General features: G+C 30.2%; 21 protein-coding genes. 2 read left to right on the forward strand and 19 right to left on the reverse strand.

What is annotated here, in order from left to right; translation table 11 throughout:
• Nucleotide 1: 1 nt before the first annotated feature.
• Genes CR532_RS01545 through CR532_RS01620 form a run of 16 tightly spaced genes read right to left on the reverse strand, consistent with a single transcriptional unit; the run spans nt 2 to nt 15,060 of the window.
• On the reverse strand, nt 2-691 hold the full coding sequence (locus CR532_RS01545; protein ID WP_108729087.1) for a tetratricopeptide repeat protein: 690 nt from the start codon (nt 689-691) through the stop codon (nt 2-4).
• A complete protein-coding gene (gene ftsZ, locus CR532_RS01550) occupies nt 692-1,888 on the reverse strand; it encodes a cell division protein FtsZ (RefSeq protein WP_108729610.1) in 1,197 nt (398 codons plus the stop codon).
• Between the two features lie 20 nt (nt 1,889-1,908).
• Complete coding sequence (gene ftsA, locus CR532_RS01555) at nt 1,909-3,150, reverse strand: cell division protein FtsA (RefSeq protein ID WP_108729088.1); 1,242 nt, start codon at nt 3,148-3,150, stop codon at nt 1,909-1,911.
• Entirely contained in the window at nt 3,150-3,893 is a 744-nt protein-coding gene (locus CR532_RS01560; protein WP_108729611.1) for a cell division protein FtsQ/DivIB, read from the reverse strand. Before CR532_RS01560 ends, ftsA begins: the two co-directional genes overlap by 1 nt.
• A gap of 35 nt (nt 3,894-3,928) precedes the next feature.
• Nucleotides 3,929-5,026 (reverse strand): putative lipid II flippase FtsW, encoded by a 1,098-nt coding sequence (gene ftsW / locus CR532_RS01565; RefSeq protein ID WP_108729089.1) that lies wholly within the window; start codon nt 5,024-5,026, stop codon nt 3,929-3,931.
• 15 nt (nt 5,027-5,041) lie between these two features.
• Nucleotides 5,042-6,097, reverse strand: coding sequence for a phospho-N-acetylmuramoyl-pentapeptide-transferase (gene mraY, locus CR532_RS01570; RefSeq protein ID WP_108729090.1), 1,056 nt, complete (start codon nt 6,095-6,097; stop codon nt 5,042-5,044).
• Nucleotides 6,098-6,106: 9 nt separating this feature from the next.
• Nucleotides 6,107-7,504, reverse strand: a complete 1,398-nt coding sequence (murF, locus tag CR532_RS01575) for a UDP-N-acetylmuramoyl-tripeptide--D-alanyl-D-alanine ligase (RefSeq protein ID WP_199911296.1) — start codon at nt 7,502-7,504, stop codon at nt 6,107-6,109.
• A 21-nt stretch (nt 7,505-7,525) separates the two neighbouring features.
• Nucleotides 7,526-7,807, reverse strand: a complete 282-nt coding sequence (locus CR532_RS01580; protein WP_108729092.1) for a hypothetical protein — start codon at nt 7,805-7,807, stop codon at nt 7,526-7,528.
• Nucleotides 7,795-8,694 carry a 16S rRNA (cytosine(1402)-N(4))-methyltransferase RsmH gene (rsmH, locus tag CR532_RS01585; protein WP_108729093.1) on the reverse strand — a complete coding sequence of 300 codons (900 nt, stop codon included), beginning with the start codon at nt 8,692-8,694 and terminating at the stop codon, nt 7,795-7,797. The genes CR532_RS01580 and rsmH overlap by 13 nt, the downstream gene beginning before the upstream one ends.
• Entirely contained in the window at nt 8,687-9,517 is an 831-nt protein-coding gene (locus CR532_RS01590; protein ID WP_199911297.1) for a hypothetical protein, read from the reverse strand. The genes rsmH and CR532_RS01590 overlap by 8 nt, the downstream gene beginning before the upstream one ends.
• Before the next feature lie 2 nt (nt 9,518-9,519).
• A complete protein-coding gene (locus tag CR532_RS01595) occupies nt 9,520-10,590 on the reverse strand; it encodes a hypothetical protein (RefSeq protein WP_108729094.1) in 1,071 nt (356 codons plus the stop codon).
• A 24-nt stretch (nt 10,591-10,614) separates the two neighbouring features.
• Nucleotides 10,615-11,373 (reverse strand): TP0443 family flagellar-associated protein, encoded by a 759-nt coding sequence (locus tag CR532_RS01600; RefSeq protein ID WP_108729095.1) that lies wholly within the window; start codon nt 11,371-11,373, stop codon nt 10,615-10,617.
• A gap of 15 nt (nt 11,374-11,388) precedes the next feature.
• A complete protein-coding gene (locus CR532_RS01605) occupies nt 11,389-13,053 on the reverse strand; it encodes a DNA repair protein RecN (RefSeq protein WP_108729096.1) in 1,665 nt (554 codons plus the stop codon).
• Nucleotides 13,054-13,094: 41 nt separating this feature from the next.
• Complete coding sequence (locus tag CR532_RS01610) at nt 13,095-13,931, reverse strand: NAD(+)/NADH kinase (protein ID WP_199911321.1); 837 nt, start codon at nt 13,929-13,931, stop codon at nt 13,095-13,097.
• A complete protein-coding gene (locus CR532_RS01615; RefSeq protein ID WP_108729098.1) occupies nt 13,921-14,448 on the reverse strand; it encodes a chemotaxis protein CheW in 528 nt (175 codons plus the stop codon). Before CR532_RS01615 ends, CR532_RS01610 begins: the two co-directional genes overlap by 11 nt.
• 18 nt (nt 14,449-14,466) lie before the next feature.
• Entirely contained in the window at nt 14,467-15,060 is a 594-nt protein-coding gene (locus CR532_RS01620) for an SAM-dependent methyltransferase (RefSeq protein ID WP_108729099.1), read from the reverse strand.
• A 51-nt stretch (nt 15,061-15,111) separates the two neighbouring features.
• On the opposite strand from CR532_RS01620, the gene CR532_RS01625 reads away from it, so the two are divergent.
• Together CR532_RS01625 and CR532_RS01630 are read left to right on the forward strand one after the other, a co-directional pair.
• A complete protein-coding gene (locus tag CR532_RS01625; RefSeq protein WP_108729100.1) occupies nt 15,112-16,158 on the forward strand; it encodes a polyprenyl synthetase family protein in 1,047 nt (348 codons plus the stop codon).
• On the forward strand, nt 16,155-16,844 hold the full coding sequence (locus CR532_RS01630) for a tetratricopeptide repeat protein (protein ID WP_108729101.1): 690 nt from the start codon (nt 16,155-16,157) through the stop codon (nt 16,842-16,844). Before CR532_RS01625 ends, CR532_RS01630 begins: the two co-directional genes overlap by 4 nt.
• Here CR532_RS01630 and CR532_RS01635 read toward each other — a convergent pair.
• From CR532_RS01635 to CR532_RS01645, 3 genes are read right to left on the reverse strand one after another with little or no spacing between them, the layout of a single operon-like run.
• The gene (locus CR532_RS01635) at nt 16,822-17,628 is read right to left on the reverse strand and encodes an ABC transporter permease family protein (protein WP_108729102.1); all 807 of its coding nucleotides are present in this window, start codon (nt 17,626-17,628) and stop codon (nt 16,822-16,824) included. The two genes, CR532_RS01630 and CR532_RS01635, sit on opposite strands and share 23 nt — an antisense overlap.
• Nucleotides 17,629-18,561, reverse strand: coding sequence for an ABC transporter permease (locus CR532_RS01640; RefSeq protein ID WP_108729103.1), 933 nt, complete (start codon nt 18,559-18,561; stop codon nt 17,629-17,631).
• Nucleotides 18,558-20,015, reverse strand: coding sequence for an ATP-binding cassette domain-containing protein (locus CR532_RS01645; protein WP_108729104.1), 1,458 nt, complete (start codon nt 20,013-20,015; stop codon nt 18,558-18,560). Before CR532_RS01645 ends, CR532_RS01640 begins: the two co-directional genes overlap by 4 nt.

The raw sequence follows: 20,015 nt of genomic DNA on the forward strand, positions 1-20,015 counted from the left end.
ACTACTTAACATTACTCATCATTCTGTTAACACCATCAATTTGCTCTTTAGTTATAGCCTTACTTCTCGCCTTTTCATAAAATAACAAGGCATTGCTAAAATCGCCAAGAGAATAGCAATTTGCTCCTCTCAGCATAAAAAATTCAAAGTAACTCTCTCCCATAGTCTCAAGTCTACTTAAATACTCCTTAGCTTCTAGCTGCTTATCAAGATCATAAACATACATAGTAGATAGAGCAAAAAGTGCTTCCTTAAAATCATCTTTAATGAAAATTGACTCTAAAAAAGAATCCTCAGCAAGAGTTAAATATTTCTCAATATTTTCTCTAATCTTTATTTCTTTAGATAAATTATAAGAAGAAACACCTATGTAAAAATGAGACAAATGGTTATTTGAGCCATACTCCAAATTTTTATTAAAATACTCAATAGCGGATCCGTATTGACCAAGCTTCATAAGTTCAAGTCCAATTAAACTGAAAAATCTAGACTTTTTATCAATAGAATTTACTATCTTTAATATATTTTTCTCTTCCCTATCAATAAATTCCTTATACACTGCAATTTTTTCTAAAGAACCACCTCCTGCCACCTCTATCTCTCTTATTCTAAGTCCAAGGTTTACCTTCTCCTTAGATTCATCCCCACAAGAGCTAATTAAAAACAACAATACTAGTATCAGTTTGCTCATTCAATCGTCACTGTTTTTTTTGTTTAAATTCCTAAGAAATGTTGGAACATCAATGTCATCTTCAAAATAATTAACATTTTTTGATTTTGCTATGAAATTATCATTTACTCCATAAGAACTTCCCGAAGCACCCTGACTTCCCGACATCAAACTATCGAATTCTTTTGAGCTTAAAGTATTGTTTTCCACAGCACCAGACAAATCCTTATGCCTCTTAGAAGAAAACCCAGTAGCAACAACCGTAACATAAATCTCATCATCAAAATTTGAATTAATTGCATGTCCATATATTACAGTAGCCTCATCATCAACACTAGCAGTAATTATTCCCATAATCTCTTCAAGCTCAAGTAATGAAAAATCCTCACCTCCAGTCACATTAACCAGAAGCCCCTTAGAACCCTCAATTCTAACCTCTTCAAGCAAAGGATTACTAATAGCAGAAGTAGCTGCATCAACCGCCCTATTCTCGCCCTTACCATAACCAATACCCATCAAAGCATCACCTTGTCCTTGCATAATACTCTTAACATCGGCGAAATCAATATTAACCTCTCCATGCTCAATAATAAGTCCAGCAATACCTTGAACACCCATTCTTAAAACATCATCAGCTCGCTTAAAGGCATCCTTAATTGTAGTTCGCTTATCAACAACAGTTAAAAGCTTTTGGTTTGGAATAATTATTAAAGTATCTACAGATTTGCGCAAATTATTTATTCCCTGTTCAGCAAGTCGCATTTTCTTAGGCCCCTCAAATTTAAAAGGCTTAGTAACAACTCCAACAGTTAAAATTCCAAGTTCTTTAGCTACCTGAGCAATTACAGGGGCAGCCCCTGTTCCAGTCCCCCCGCCCATTCCGGCAGTAATGAATACCATGTCAGCTCCTGCCAAATGGTTCTTAATAATATCAATGTCTTCCTCCGCCGCCGCTTGTCCAATCTCAGGTTTTCCACCAGCTCCAAGACCTGCAGTAACTTTAGTGCCAAGGGCAATCTTTATTGGAGCAATAGAAGTCTGAAGAGCCTGAAGATCCGTATTAGCTACAATAAATTCAACATCCCTTACTCCATATTCAATCATACGATTAACAGCATTGCTACCGCCACCGCCCGCACCAATTACCTTAAGAACTGTAGGATTTGTAGCAGAATCAAATCTCCTTGAATGACTATCAATAATATTATAATCTTTCATTAAATTTCCTCCATGACTAGTCAAAACCACTCTTTCAAAAACCAACCTTTCAATTTTGAAGATATTTTACCTTGTCTCTTAGATTTATTATTTCCTTTCTTTAATTTATTGAATTTTTGCTGCTCATGCTTATAAAGAACAAGTCCAAGCGCTGAGGAAAATTTAGGATCAATATACTCTTCCCCAACCCCACTAATATTCATTGGAAAACCTACTCTTGACGGATATTTAAAAATTTCTTCAGTCAAATTAGAAATCCCGGGAAATAAGGCTCCCCCACCAGTCAAAACAATACCCCCATTGATCTTATTATAAAGTCCCCTCTTCATTATTTCAGCTTTTATCATTTCAAAAATTTCACTCAATCTTGAATGAATGATTACAGTCAGCTCTCTTCGACTCTTCTCTTGAGGCGGTCTAGTTCCAAGATTAGGAATAATAACACTCTCCATTTGGCTCTCAAGCACAGATATGTGAGCAACACCCGTCGTTATTTTAATATTTTCAGCAACGTCCTCGGGAACTTTCCAAACCTGTGCAATATCAAGAGTTACTCTATTCGCACCGATTGGAATAACGCCCGTATAATACGGAGAACCATCAACATAAAGAATTATGTCAGTTGTACCCTTACCCATGTCAACAAATAAAACTCCCATTTCTCTCTCTTCCTTAGATAAGGTAGCATAAGATGACGCTAAACTTCCAAGCACAACTTCATCAACAGAAAATCCAGCACGATTTACACATCTAACCAAATTCTGACTTGAAGAGCTAGATCCTGTAATAATGTGTACCTCACCTTCAAGACGTATTCCCATCATATCTATTGGATTTTTTATATGAGGAATTCCATCCACAATAAATTCCTGAGGAACTACATGCAAAATTTCTCTGTCCATCGGAATCACAATCGCCTTAGCAGCTTCAATAACACGCTCAACATCTTCATCGTCAATCTCTCTAGTCTTTGAATTTATTGCAACAACCCCACGAGAATTAGTGCCCTCAATGCTACTACCTGACATAGAAACAGAAAGCGTGGCAATATCACATCCAGAAATAAGCTCAGCCGCCTCAATAGAATTAGAGATTGAATCAAGTGCCGCCTCAATATTTATAAGGACTCCCTTTCTAACCCCCCTTGATACACTAGTGCCTATTCCAACTATTTCTAATTGATTATTCAAATTTATCTCAGCCACAACAGTACAAATCTTTGAAGTTCCAACATCTAATCCCACTATCAAATTCCTAGACACTAATTTTCTCCCAACAAAATAATATCACCACTTCTTAAATCAACAGTATCAGATCTTCCCTTAAGTAAGTCAGTGATCATTAGCACCTTATGCATTGTACTTATTAAGCTAATATCAGTTGTTATTAATATTTTATTATATATACTTTTCATATACAAAGTTATCTTGTAATCATAGAAATTCAACTTTAAAAAATTGATCTCTGATATTAAATTATACAAAGTATTTTGATTTATTTTAATATAGTTAAGATTCTTTATAATAGCAAGCATTCTATCCTCTAAAAAATCACCCACTTCATTATCATTTAAATTTAGGCCACTAATTATGGGCACATCATAGATTAAATCTTTACATTTTTCTAAAATTACACCATCTGAGGCAATAAAATAATAGATAAAATGCCCATCAATATTCTCATAGGCAACAGCAATAGGAAATCTCTTTTCAATATTAATGTTAATCCTATTAGGAAATTTAAGCTCTACCTTTACACTCCTTACTCTTACATCTTTCCTAATATTTGCCTCATAAGTCCTAACATCAACTTCATAATAATAAGTATTAGGCCTAATACCTGAAATATTTAGCATATCTTCCTTAGAGATATGAACATTATCATTAAAACTAATATATCTAATTAAAAAATAAGGTGAAATAAAAATAATAAAAACAATTTCGAGTAATATAAAAGAAATTATTATATACACATATATTATCAAAAATTTTCTATAAATTACCATAGATTCAATTGCCATGGCGATAAAACTTCCTCAGTCTACCCATCTTCGATATCCCTAGCTACATTTGAAATAAGTCCAGCAAGTGCCATTGTAACAACAATAGAAGAACCGCCAGATGAGAAGAATGGCAAATTTATCCCAGTGGGAGGTAAAAGTCCAACTGCAATTAAAATATTCATTATAGCTTGAAGAAAAATTGTAAGACTCGCAATAAACGCAATAAAAAACTTAAATTTAGTCCTAGCTAAAGTAGCAACAAAATATCCAAGATAAAAAAATAAACAAAATAACACAATCGCAAAACAAACCCCCAAAAACCCTAATTCCTCCCCAAGAACCGAAAAAACAAAATCAGAATTAGCCTCTGGAAGTCTACCAAGTTTTATTTCTCCCATTCCAAGACCCTTACCCCAAAGACCCCCGTTCTTTAAGGCATTAAGCGATGCAATTATTTGATATCCTTTCCCTGCAGGATCCTCATAAGGATTTAAGAACGCGAAAATCCTAGCAACCCTATAAGGTTCAAACATTAAAAAAAGAATAGAGATTGGAAAAAATGTCAATAAAATAGAGAAAATATATCCAAATGACATCTTAGAAACAAATAAAATAATAAAAAAAAGGATAGCGAAATAGATGGCTGTTGAATAATCATTTTGCAAAATTATGAGCAACCAAAAACTACCAAAAACTACCATAGGTTTTATCCAATAAGAAATATTATTATCTGCCTTCAATCTAAACTTACTCAAATAACTTGCAAGATAAATCGTAAAAGATACTTTAAAAATCTCTGATGGTTGAATGCTAATTCCCTTTAAAAAGATCCACCTTTTTGCTCCAGAAACGCTAGGAGAGAGAAAAGTTGCCAAAACTAAAGTAAAAGTTACAAGCAATATAATAGAAACTATATTTTTCAAAAAATCTAGAGAAATTCTTTCAAAAAACAGAAATACAATAAAGCTAAAAAAAAGATATTTAAGACGCATCAAAAATAAAAAATTGGGATTTCCCGTAAGCTCCAGGCTTAAAAAAAATGAAGATGTATAAAACACAACAAGACCAAAAGAAACGAGCATCCATAAAATAAGTAAATAATAATTTCTAAGTGAACCTTTCTGTATAAACAACATAAAATCAATCTAAGCTTATCTAATCTTTAGAGTACTTAGAGCAATTATAGCAAATATTAAACCCATTATCCAAAACCTAATAACAACCTGCATCTCAGACCACCCAAGCTCCTCAAAATGATGATGAAGTGGTGCCATTCTAAATACTCTTCTTTTGGTTCTCCTATAAACTGCAACTTGAATAATTACAGACAAAGTCTCAATAACAAAAACCCCTGCAAGAATTGCAAAAAGGATCTCACTTTTCAAGATTAAAGCTACCATTCCAAGAATTGCCCCAATAGACAGACTACCAGTATCTCCCATCATTATTTTAGCAGGATAAGCATTAAACCATAAAAATCCAAAACTACCCCCCAGTAAAGCTCCAAGAAATATTACAAGTTCTTCAGAACCTTTAACATTTGGAATATCCAAATAAGATGCAAAATCAGCTCTACTAGTCAGATATGCAATTATTACTAAAGCACCTGTTACAACAATACTAAGCCCAATAGCAAGTCCATCAAGTCCATCTGTTAAATTAAAAGAATTAGATGCAGATATCAAAACGAACATTCCAAATGGGATATACAAAAATCCCAAATCTAATTTAAAAGATTTAATAAATGGAAAATAAATCACACTCACGTGTTCACTTCCAAAATAATACAGCATGCTGACTGAAATAAAAGAAAATAATATTTGTCCATAGACCTTAATCCAAGGATGAAGCCCATCTGAATTTTTTCTCTTTATTTTCAGAAAATCGTCCATAAAGCCTAAACATGCAAAACTAAGCATCACAAAAGTCATTATTAAAAAGTAAACATTTGAAGGATGAATCCAGAAAAATAAAGAGACTAAAACACAAAAAAAAATAAGAATACCCCCCATAGTAGGAACTCCCACTTTCTCATTTAAATGACGCTTTGGTCCATCTTCTCTTAAAATTTGATCTAGCTTTAGTTTCTTAAGTCTTAAGATAATAAAGGGCCCAACAATTAAAGCAAGCAAAAATGCAAAAACAGTAGCATAAGCAGCTCTAAAAGTAATATATTTCAACAATCTAAGCCCTACAAGATAAAACATAAAACTCTGTTAATCCTTAATATAGCTAAGGATCCGCTCAAGTCTATTTGACCTTGACCCTTTAATAGCAATAAAACACTGAGATTCCAAATTTTTAACAAAACAATCAATAAAGTCTTCAAAATTATTGAAATAATATAAATTATTCAAAGTTAAATTCTCAAGTCTCTTTATCTCTTGAAATTCTTCACCAATTAAAAAGACTTTATCAAAATCCATTAAAATAATTTCCTGCATTACTGTTTTATGAGTTTTGTATGAAAAATTTCCAAGCTCTTTAAAAGAACCAAGAATAATAAATTTTTTACCCTTAATATCAAGATCCAGAACCATCTCCTTTAAAGCCATAAAAGAACCTAAATTGCCATTATAAGAATCATTTAATACCAAATAATCCTTTAGCCTGATAAGCTCTGCCCTACCTTTTTGAAAATCAGCCTTCATAAGTCCTTGTCTGATCTCATTTTCACTCAGTCCAAGCAATATAGCTAAATTGATGCAAGATATTGCATTTAAAATATTATGTCTACCGGGCAACAAAATAGAATAATTGCATCCTTTATAAGTAAAATCATAAAAAAATTTCTCATTAAGCAGTGAAAATGATCTAATTTGCAGTCTACCAAAATCAAAATAGGAAATATTAATTCCTGGACTCCTGGAATTGGCTATTTCTCTCAAATTAGAATGATAAGGACAAGTATCATTTAAGATTACTATCTGCGTATCTTTAGTAATTATTTTACCCTTCTCAGAGGCAACAATTTCTAGATTCTCAAAAGCCTGCATGTGTGCATAACTTATATTTGTAATAATAACAATCTCAGGATGCAATATTTCAGAAAGGAGACTCATCTCTCCAATATAACTAATTCCAACCTCAAAAACAGCATATTCTTCATCACCCTCAGCTCTGAGAATGCTAAGAGGAAGTCCAATGTCTGAATTTAAATTTCCCCAAGTCTTGTAAGTCTTGTATCTTTCTGACAATATACTGTAAAGCATCTCTTTTGTTGTAGTCTTACCATTGCTGCCAGTAACAGCTATACGTTTGTAATTTGTTCTTTTAATAAAGTTTGCTGCCAATTTTTGAAGAAGAAGAATCACATCACTAGCAAGCAAAAAAACCAAATCGTCATTCTTGTCTAAATACTCAACACATAAAGTCTCATAATCCTTAGAGCACGCAAAACATTTAACGCCAACATTAATTAAATCTTCAACAAAAGAAAATCCATCTACTCTATCTCCCTTGTGCGCAAAATAAAGACTAGAGCTACTATTCTCTGTACTTACTTCACGACTATCCAGAGTATAAAATGACACGACCCTTTGCATACTATTTGAATGACCAACAAATTTAATATCGTCTAAAGAATTTAAAATGTCTTCAATCTTTATATGCACTATATACCCCGTTTAAAGATTCTAGTATTCAATAACATTTATATCTTTATTACTCTTTTTCTCTAAATTTAAATAATTCCGATTAAGCTCTTCTATTCTCTCGATATCTTGTAGTTCATATATTATAGTTAATAATCTGAGATTTTCATCAATAATATTGTCTTGGTCATTATTTAAAGCCTCAAACTCACGCAACTTGACAACATATCTAAAATTAAGATAGATATTTAGACATATCACAATTGTTAAGATCAAAATTAATACATTGTATAATTTAACTTTAACTATTCCTATTTTGCCCATCTATTTTTTATAGCTCTAAGCTTAGCACTTCTTGATGCATTATTACATCTCTTTTCTTTAAGACTTGGAATTATAGGTTTCTTAGTCAATACACAATATGAATCTTTATCCAAACTTTTAAAATATTCTTTTACAATCTTATCTTCCAATGAATGGAATGTAATGATCGCTAAAACTCCACCTTCTGCTAAACTTTCTACCCATAATGGCAAACTTCTCCTTAATCGAAAAAGTTCATCATTGACATAAATCCTTAATGCCTGAAAGGTTTTAGTCGCTGGGTTTATTTTAAGTCTTACCCTAGGATAAGCTTTATTAATTATATTTCGAAGCTCTCCCGTAGTGCTTATTTTTTGAGTTTCCCTATATTCAAGAATAGATTTTACAATTCTTCTAGAATAATGTTCACCACCAAACTCATAGATTAAATTCTCAAGCCTTTCTCTACTGAAATCATTTACAACCTCATAAGCACTAATACCCCCCGAATCAGGATTAAGCCTCATATCTAGTCTCTCATCTTCAAGAAGCGAAAATCCCCTACCACTCATCTTGTAATGAAACATAGAAATACCAAGATCAGCTAAAATAAAATTAGGCTTGGTAGATAACGGACATTCACTAAAAAAATCATCAAACCAAGCATTAAAATATGAAATCCTATCTCTAAATTCTACAAGAGATTCTTTTGCTCTGCTTAAAATAATATCATCCCTTTCAATTCCAATTACATTTATATTTTCATACTTTCTCAGTATCGCACCTGAATGACCACCCTCTCCAAGGGTACAATCAATGAAAACAAAATTATTATTTACATATACACTCTCTAGGAAATTAATAATTTCACCAAGAAGCACAGGAGTATGGAACATAACGCTACCCAAGCGTAAACCTGTAAATTAAGTTATTCTCAGTCTCATAAACATCTCCATACCTGATCTTAATTTCATTCCTGCCCTTAGTAAACTTAAGATTATTTATCTCAATATTCCCATCATTTCTTTTTATATTAAGAAAATTTAAATTATAATTTTTGCCCCCAGATACAACATATGAATTATCATCTAAAGATATGCTTTGAAAATCCGATCGAAAAACACTCCTATTATTTAAAAACACTTCAAAGTAATAAATACCCTTAAGCGACCTTGAAGTGCTGTTATCCTTTTTCAAAAAGCTCAAAACAAGACCATAATTATCAAACTCCACATCTAAATTTAAATCCCTATGTAACTCAAGAACTGCATCATCTTTACCCCTCAAAAGAATATCCTTCAAGGAAAGATAAGAATTGACATTTAAATTGCCTCTGTTCTTTATTACAAATAAAGGATTAATGATTTGCTCTTTATGCTGATCAACAACTACTATATCAAAAATTTTACTATCATCATTTAAAAAAATTTTTTCATTCTTATAAACAAAATCACCAAAAAATTCAACATTAAGTCTCAAATCGCTATCAAAAATAATTAAAACACTCCTGTCATGCTCTCTCACCTTACTTTTGGAATACAAAATTTTATAATTATTTGAAAAAATAGAAACACTTGTACTCAAAGCTTTTAATCTTATACCAAGACTTAAAACATCTTCCTTCAATTCCCCAAAATCACCAACTAAATCAAACTTCTCACCATTTCTGAACTCTAAAAACGAATATAAATTAGCAAAAGTAGAAAGAAGAATAAAAATAATTATCATCACAATTACAACCCTAAATACTTTAATTCACTATTATCATTAAAATATAAAATTCCTTCATTAAATTCAATATATGAATTTATCGTATCCTTAAAAAATATATTATCAAACAACTTAAAAGAATCCAGAGAATAAGTCCTTACATTGATTATTTTGTCATCTATATCATAGAAATATATTCTATAAACCCTAGAAAAAGCATCATAAGAAGCCCTTAACACAGAATTTTCATTATCAACTCTAAAAATCTTACCATCTTGAATATTAAGCATTAAAAATGAATCCTTAGTTTCAAGAAACAAATTATAAAAACCATCTACTTTTAAAAAGGGATTAAAATTTCTAAATTTTAAATTTTTTAAATGTAAAATTTGATTATATCTATCATCTAAATTAATTACCTCTAAGCAATTTGCCTCATCCTCTCTTACGATGCACAAATATTTATTATCTAAGCTCAACTTAACGCATATAACTGGCAATCCAGCGCTCAACAAATCACCACCATAAATCATGTTCCCACCTTTATACACATAAGTCTTACCATTAGAGAGTCCTAAAGCTAATACATCATCATTATAATCAATGCTTAATATTGATGCTATAAACTTAAGAGATAAAATCTTATCACCGCCCATCCCATAAACTTCTAAGGCTTTATATAAATCATTTAAAGCAAAAATAGCATTGCCTTTTGCAAAAACAAAATCTTTAGACTTAAAAGAAAACAAAAATTTGTCCGTTTCCCTAGAAAACACGGAATAATTATCTTTAAAACTGGAAAGCACATAATGATAGTCTGAAAAACTTATTAAATGTTCATTTAATACATGATAATAATATTTATTAGGATCTAGCTTTAAAATTGTATCTTGCAGGAAAACATTAGTATTTGGCAAAGCCTTACTTACACCATCAAGCTTCATTTTAAAATGCTTAAACTTATAAAAGCTTGAAACATTAATAAGTGATTTTAAGAAAAAATCACCTAATACTACGAATATTAACAAAAAAATTAATAATAAAAAAAAATTTATTTTTCTAAATTTAGTTAGATTTGCTCCATTAAAATTCAAAATTATTAATATCCTTCCCTATGCCTATTTTGTCTTACTTAAATCCGACTGAAATTTAACAGACCAAACCTCATAAAACTTTGAAAATTTCGCTGCTATTTCCTTTTGGGAAGTAACAGTAGCTAAAACTTTTCCTGCCTGAATATACTCCAGAACTTGCTCTGAGAGCCCGTAATCTTCATTTACCTCATATCTTGATCTTAAGAGGAATGCTCCCTCTTCTAGGAGTTCTAAAGATTTAATAAGATGTCCTAATTGAACCTTATAAAAAGGACTATCAATCATTAAATTTTTTGCCAAATTCTTAAAATCAATAAAATTCTTGGCTAAAGCAATAAATTTAAGATGCATATCTTCTAAAAAACGAATTGCTTTAAAATCACCCTTACTAAAGTATATACCCAGATCAATAAGGTATCCTAATTTCTTAACAATTAAAAATCGCTCCCTAGGATTCAAATCAATCACAGGCGTACTCGAAATAAGTTCTCCAGGAGAGATACGTAGAATAGGACTAACAAACAACGAAAAATCAGAAATAAAATTAAAAAGATTTGCCTTAAAATCATAGTTAACTTTTAATCTAGGTTTTGTATAGAAATAATTCAGAGATGCAATATAACTTAAAACATTTAAACTTAAATTAATAAAATTAATTTTTGAATCAGATTCTGATGAAAATCTTTCGGACTTTTTTATATCTCTTATATTGTTTAAAGTTTGTAAAATAAGATTATCAATAAATAAAATTTTTTGATAATCTTCATTATCAATTAGATCCATAAATACCCGCTTATATTAATTATCATTTCTTAAAAGCTCCTCTGCATGTTTAATGCTAACGTTATTCACATTCCCACTAAGCATTCGAGCAATTTCTAAAACACGATCATTATCTAATAATAAAGAAGTTTGAACATATGTCTTACTCTGCATATATTGCTTTTTAACTAAAATATGATAATCTGCAAGGCTTGCAATATTGGCAAGATGTGTAACAACAAATATTTGAACATTATCTGATAGTCCCTTTAAATATTTACCCAAACTCACACCAGCCTCACCTCCTATCCCAGAATCGATCTCATCAAATATTATAAGCTTATCCTCATCAACATTTTGCACACTCTTAATGGCCAACATGATTCTTGAAAGTTCACCTCCAGATGCAATTCTATAAATTGGCTGAGCTTTCAAACCAAGATTACTAGAAATCAAAAATTCCACATCATCAACGCCTGTGCAACTCATTTCACCATCAGAAACTGACACAAAAAACTCTGCATTACTCATATTAAGCTTATGTAAGATTCCTGTGACTCCAGAAGCAAATACTAATCCAGCATCTCTTCGAACACCCGAAATATCAGATGATAACCTCTTCAATTTTTCAAGCAAACTACTTAATTTTTTCTCCCTATCTATCCTTTCAGTCTCAAAATTAAGTGCTGAATGAATAATAATATCACATCTTCTCCTTAATCCTATGACATCTTCAAGATTTGGTCCATATTTTTTCTTAAGACGAGAAAGCTCGTATAGCCTACTCTCTACTGCCTCAATCTCCATCTCATCATAAGTTTTGCTAAAAAGATATTTACTATAAACTTGTCCAATATCTTCAAGTTCATAATAAGAACTTTTAAGGCGATTTTCAAGTTCAAGATAATCATTGCTAATACTTGAAAGATATTCAGCATCGCATATTATCTTTTTTATCTCGACTAAAGCAGAAGTACTCTCACTTACGCTTAAAGTATTTTTCAAGCTTAAAAGTGCCCTACATAAAGATTCATGATTCCTAAGTTCATCTAATCTACCTTTCAAAATCTCTTCTTCTCCCATCTTGGGATCTAAAGAATCTATCTCATTAAGAATCCTTTCACACTCTTCTATGTTCTCCTTCTGTGATTTTTCTTTCAAAATAAAGTCATCATAGTCACTTGAAAATTCCATGTAGGCCTCATAAGCCAATTTATACTCTTTCAGTTGAGCATTTAAATTAGCATAATTATCCAAAATCTTTAGATTATTTGAGGGATTTTTCAAAATTAAATACTGCTGATTCTGAGAATGAACTTCAACCAACATATCAAAAACTGGCTTTAAGATTATACTAGAAATTGGTTCATTATTAATATAATAATTACTCAAAAAAGTATCTAGAGATTTAAATGTAATGACTCTCTTTATAATAATTGAATCTTCTACTAATATACCCTTAGAAAATAAATAATCTCTAGCGTCGCTATTTGCTCTAAATTTAGCAAGTAAAATACATTCCCGTTCGCCATCCATAATTATATTATCTTTAAGCTTCCCACCAAATAAATAATAAATTGATGACAACAATAAGCTTTTCCCACTCCCAGATTCACCTGTGAGTGCTATTAGACCCTTATTTAGTTTAATGGATATCTCTTTGATTAAAACAAAATTTTTTATAAAAAGTTCAATTAACATATAAAACTCAAAAACAAATCATATCATAAAATTCTTTTATCTTATAATAACTTATTTTTAAGTCTTTTAACAAAAGTATCTGTGCAAAATGATGCAAACCGCAAGCTCTTATTAGCAAGACCCAATTCAAAAATAATATCAACCTCAAATTTGCCCAGATTAACCCCATCAATAAAAATCGATGCTGGATTTAGAGTATATTTTTTTTGAAATGAAAGCGATAACTTACTTCCGCTTGAGAAAACAAAAGAACGATTATAAACAGAGTGCGGAGAAATAGGTGTTAATATAAAAGCCTCAAGATCTGACTCTAAAATAGACCCACCTGCTGAAAAAGAATATCCAGTCGAACCTGTAGGTGTCGCAAATACTATGCCATCACTCCTATACGAAAGGAAATCTTCTGAATTAACCATAAGATTCACACAGATTAACTTATTAAGAACGCTTGACCGAATAATTACATCATTTAAAGCATATTTGGTGAATATCTTATGTCCACTGTGATAAGCATTAATGTTTAGCAAATACCTTTTTTGAATAACTAAAGAATTATTAAAAAACTTATCTATTACCTCTTTAAAATCCTTAGGCTTTATATCTGCTAAAAATCCCACCTTACCCAAATTTATTGAAATAATTGGAATATCAATATCATGCTTTAAGAGCAAACTGCTAGCTAGCAAAACTGTACCATCTCCACCCAAAGTTATTGCAAAAATCAAATTATCTTCCGTTAATAGATCTAAAGATTTGCTAACACTGGCGAATACACTTAAAACACCATACCTATCTTCTAAATATTTTTGTATTTCATGACCAAGAACTTCAGCATCCGTATTTGAATAATTCACATAAATGAGAACCCTACCTTCCATCATTCTCCTTGTATGGAATGTCTTCAAATTCACTCTTGTCAAATATCTGCTCAATGTCAATTAAAATTAAATACTCACTCTCAAAATTTTCCTCATCAATCCTAACAACACCTGACATGTATTTTCTATTCAAAGTTTGCAAAGTTGCAGGAGGTTCTTGCACTCTATATTCATCAAAGCTAATGACTTTTAAAACCTTGTCTACAAATATTCCTAAAAGCTTCTCTTTAATCTTCACTATCAAATATCCCGTTAAGAGCTTATCCTCTTCTGTTGCATAAACTGAAGGAATTTTAAATCTAACATTTAAATTTATTAAAGGAATAACATTTCCTCTAAGATTATAAATACCTGTAATATAATCAGGAACATTGGGTATCGCATATATACCCTCCAAGGGTACTTTGATCACTTCCCTAATATGTTCTATTCCAACTCCATAACTTTCCTTTCCTATCTTAAAACATGCAACTTGTAACTGAGACTTTCTTTCCCTAACTTTTTCTTTTACAAACATACCCAATACCCTTGTTATCTAAATATTTACCCCTAATGCATGAAAATCTTTAGATAAAAAATAAATTTCAAAGGAATTCTTCCTAATAGCTTTAGGCCTAATCTTTTTAACAATCCTGAAACACTTCTTAAGTTTGTCAAAAATTTGCTCTTCCTCTCCACCCTGAAAAATCTTAATTAATAAATTTCCACCTATCATCAAGATCCCAGAAGCCAATTCTACTATTCTCACATTTAAATTAAAAGAATTACTTGTATCAACCAATCTATTACCAGTAGTTTTAGGAGCTACATCACTTAAAACTAAACTATATGGTGCAAAAATTTTGATTTTTTGAAAAACATCTTCAAGATATATATCACCCTTTATAAAATGAAAATTACTATGAAAATTCAGATCCACATCCTGAAGGTCAACTGCAACAAGTACCCCGTTCTTAAGCTTTCTATAAGCATATTGAGAAAAACTGCCAGGAGATGCTCCAATGTCTAATATATTACCAGGAGAAAACAAAGAAAATCTTTTATCAATTTCAATTAACTTATAAACAGATCGAGCAAAATATCCTTCTCTCTTAGCTCTTTTTGAATACTCATCATCAACATCATACATATAAATCTCTTCAGTGCACTTATCATTATACTTTTTATTATAATTCTTATTATGCAAAATAAATTATTTTTAGATAATATTGAAAAAAATATTAATGCCCTATTCCTGAATGAAAATTTTCTAAATCTATTTAAAGATAAAGATCTAAAGCTAAAATTTAATATAAGAGAAGGTATGACAACCGCAATTCAAGCTCCAGCTATTGAAATAATAAAGAGGGGTGGCAAAAGAATAAGACCAATACTTATGATTGTCCTAGCACATGCACTAGGACACAGCAATAGCGATACCGAAAATTTATACAAACTAAGCCTACTACTTGAATTACCACATTCTGGAAGCTTAATTATTGATGATATTGAAGATGAAGCCATAAAAAGACGAGGAGGACCTGCTATTCACTTAATTTATGGAACAGATGCCAGTATTAATACCGCAAATCTAATTTATTTTCTGCCAGCAAAATTAATACAAACTTCTAATTTAAAGACAAGTCAAAAACTAGCAATTTACGAAAATTTTTTCACAACTCTTTCAAATCTTCATTTGGGACAAGGAATTGATATCGAGTTACATAATGGAGCATACGTCCCAAGCATTGAAGAATACATATCTTTAGTTGAACTTAAAACAAGTTCTCTTTTCGGAATGGCTGGTTTTTTAGCTGGAATACTTACAAACAACGAAAAAAAAGCAAAAAATCTTTACAATACTCTCTTGAAACTTGGAACCTATTTTCAAATAATGGATGACATTATAAATATTAAAAGTGGAATTGCGGGTAAAGACTTTGGAGATGACCTAATTGAAGGAAAGAAAAGTCTGCCTATAATATACTTTTTAAAAGAAAAAAATTTTGATAATAAAATAACTCAAACACTAGATAAAATTAGAAATAAACCTATAAATGAATCAAAAGAAGAAATATTAAAATTTAAAAATATGATTAATTCATCAAGTGCCATTAAAGATAGCTTAAATCTTGCCATGTGGTACCTTAATGAATTTATTGAAGAATTAAATTCGTATAAACTAATCAATAAGTATAAAGACATGCTAATAGATATTTCAAACAAAATAAAAGAGGAAAATTTATGAGACAATATACACTAATTCTAGTCTTGATAAATATCATGATTCCTATCTATGCGACAATACCCATAGAAGATAAAGACAGATACGAAATGGATGAACTTTACAAAGAATCAATGCTCTTAAAAGAGCTAAAAGAATACGATAAATCAAAATCATTATTAATAAAAATCATAAATAAAGATGCAAAACAAGTTGATGCATATTTACTGCTTTCAGAATTAGGATACTTAATGGGTAACTGGTTAGAAGCAATTGAACAGATTAAAACTTATTTAGGAATAATTGATTTTAAAGATGCAAAAAACTATCTTGATATTTCATGGGCATACTTTCTAATTGGAGAGACCAGTAACTCAATGGATTATATAATCAAATTTATTCGAGAGAACCAAAATCTATTAAATACTAATATATACATACTTATGGACACTATTTTAAAAAAGGGATTTTATCATTTTATAGAAGATGAAGATTCAATGTTTAATCTAATAATTAATACTATTTTTCAAATAGAAACAAATGACGATATCATATTTACAATTTTTCTAAACAACTTAGACATCATAAAACAACTTCCCTTTTATCAATTCAATAGAATAAAAATAAAAGATCTAGACTTACAAATCAGATCCTTAAGGACGCTTAAAAATTCAATACATGGTATTGCTAAAACCTCTTATTTTTCCTAAAAAGAGAAATCAATATATTTATTAAGATAGCCATATAAAAGGGCAAAGCAAGGGCAAAATAAGAATTCAAATAATCCTGAAAATTAAAAAACTTATATTCAATAAATACTATTAAGAATGAAATTGGTAGCATAAGCCAAGGATTTGACAATGAAATATACATCATGCAAATCGCAAGCCAACCATTGCTTAATCCTAAGTTATAAGAATAAGCATTAAGATTTATAGCAAGAAATGATCCTGCAATACTTGCTGAAATTACAGATGCACAAATAGCAAAAGATTTGAAATAATTACTAGTTTTCTCACCTAATAGATTCTCATAATCATTAGAACGGATAAATTCAAAGACTACTCTAACTCTTGAATAACTTATTATATAGATGCTAAAACCTAAGAAAACGAAGAACAGCAAAACAAAAACTATAACAGCAAAATCATTTGATACATTGAAACTAAATCCTGGAATTAAATTAAAATTAACTCTCATTAAAAAATTGACTAAAAAATAACACAATATGTTAATTCCTATGCCCGCTATAAAAATATCATACCTATTTATGACAAACAAAGATAAAAATCCTCCAAAAATCAAGCTAATCAGAAGCGTTATCATAGCTGAGATAAAAATCCCATATCCCAAATAAACAAAAAGAGAGGTCAAAAAAACAGCTAAAAAAGAAACTCCCTCAATAGCTATATTTAACATCCCCACTCTTTCGGTATAAAGAACCCCAAGTGCTAAGTATGCAAATGTTAGAGAATACACAAAAATATCAAACACTTATTTTCTACTCGAATTCATTAAAAACAATGAGATACAAATTGAAACCGCTTGACATAACCCAATAAATTCATATTTGAAAGAATAATTTATTTTAAGATAGTTATTAAATTCATTCAACATTGAAAAAAACAAACTAAAAAACAATACATACATATAATTAAAACCCGAAATTACAGCAATAATAAACCCATTCCAGCCAATTCCTACAGTTAATCCCAAAAATAAATAATTTTTAAAAAAAACTAAAAATATTGCGCCTACAAGGCCATTCAAAAAAGCACTAGAGAATACAGTCAAAAGCTTATACTTAAACTCATTAACACCAAAAAATTTACCCAACAACTTTCTATCACCCAATATCTCAAGTTTTAATCCTATAATAGTTTTCTTATGCACAAACACATAAAGCCCCCAAACCAAAATACCAAATAATAGTAAATATGGCAGAGAAGTATCAAGAGTAAATATCTTATCAATACTTTTTGTTTGACTTAAAAATCTATTTGAAGCTAAAACATTCGATATAAATCCATCTACCAACCGTTGATTCCCATAGGACATTAAAACTCCCGTAAGCATCCCATTTATTTTAAAAAAGAATGTTAAGTAAAAAGGTACAAGACCTATTAATCCAACTAAAGAAGAGCTTAAAATCATTATCAATATAAAATTAAAATACGTAAGTCCAAATAAATCACAAAATATATATGCTAAAAATGCTCCGAAATAAACTTGACCTTCATTTCCAAGATTTAAACTATTACTTTTAGCACAACCAGAAATTCCTGTCGCAATTAGTAAAAGTAAGATAAAATTCCACAATATTATCTTGATATAAGAAAAACTAAAAAACCCATCAAAAAAATACCCGATGCCTAGCACACTAACTGAAAAGATTAAAAAAACATATTCTTTTTTAATTGTCCTCATATAAACAGTAGCTCCTTTAATCTTCCTTTATTAATGTGCTCCCTTTTAAGTCGCAATATAACCTCACCAGTCCTCATTGCTAAAATATCATCAGATAGAAGAAGTATCTCATCTAAATTAGGGGTAATTAATAGTACAGGCTTCTCCTTAGAAAACCTACGGATAAAAATAGATGTTTCACTATATACCCTATAGTCTAGGTTACTAAGAGGCGAAAAACAAATTAAAAAACTCTTTGTAATATACTTTTCTCTAAAAAGAGCAAGCTTTTTTAAAGTTCCTCCAGAGAATTCAAAAGACTTAGAATAGAAAGTTTTAAGTATTTTTTCATCAGAATAACCCATATCTTTCTTAAAAAAATCTTTAAGTCTATTAATAGTAGATTCTTTAATGAATACTTCATTTTCAAAACTCATTATCTTTGCCAAAAAACTATCCAATATAGTACTATTATCAGCAAATAAATTACCAATTCCTGAAGGCAAAAACCCAGCCTTCATCTCATAAAAATTAATATTCTCATATCTATACCCATTCATTTTTATGCATCCCACAAATGGAATTTCTCCTAAAAATAATCTCTCCCATGTTTTTATTGCCGCTTCTTCTGCAATAATTCCCAAAACTCCTCTTCTTTTTAAATAAAAACTAATATCATACTTCCAAAAATCTTGAAAAAATAAATTAAACTTTATAAAGTCTTCATTTGACTCATCACGATTAATATTTGTAGAAATAAGTTTATCAATAGGCACTTCAAGCTTGCTAAGTATTACCTCTTTATTTATTGATCTAAAGCATTTCCCATCTTTCAAAATAATAAATTCATCACTAAATTTTATGGCATCACCAATCTCTCTATGCGTAATAAAAAGAGAAGTAATTCCTGCCCTTTTAAGGTTTTTAAGCAATATAACAAACTCTTTAGCCTCTTTTTTAGAAAAATAAGCTACACTCTCATCAAAAATAATAATCTTTGCATTTTTTTTAAGAGAAGAAATAATAAGTAAGAAATACACCTCTTTAATATTTAAGTCTTGTATTCTCTTTTCTAGATCAAACGCAATATTATAAAATTGCCTAAGCCATTTATAATATCTATACGTCTTAGATTTATTCATTGGCATAAAAAATTTAGAATCAAACCAATAAATACTAAGATACTCCCAAACCTTCAAGTTCATATTAAGTTTTGGAATTTGAGATACAAGATAAATACCATGTTTCTTGGCCGTGTCTACATTCCAGTTTGACTGCCTCTTATTATTTACAAAGACATCCCCACTATCAAAATGAATAAAGCCAGCCATAATTTTTGATAAAGTACTCTTACCCTCACCATTCCTGCCAATGACAGTCAAAATTTTAACTTCTTCAATCTTTAAATTAACATTATCTAGGATAGGTCTCTCAAGATCTGGAAAAGATTTTACTATATTTTTAAACTCTATCAT

It is taken from the genome of Candidatus Borreliella tachyglossi, from assembly GCF_003076595.1.
In the GTDB taxonomy this organism is placed as follows: domain Bacteria; phylum Spirochaetota; class Spirochaetia; order Borreliales; family Borreliaceae; genus Borrelia; species Borrelia tachyglossi.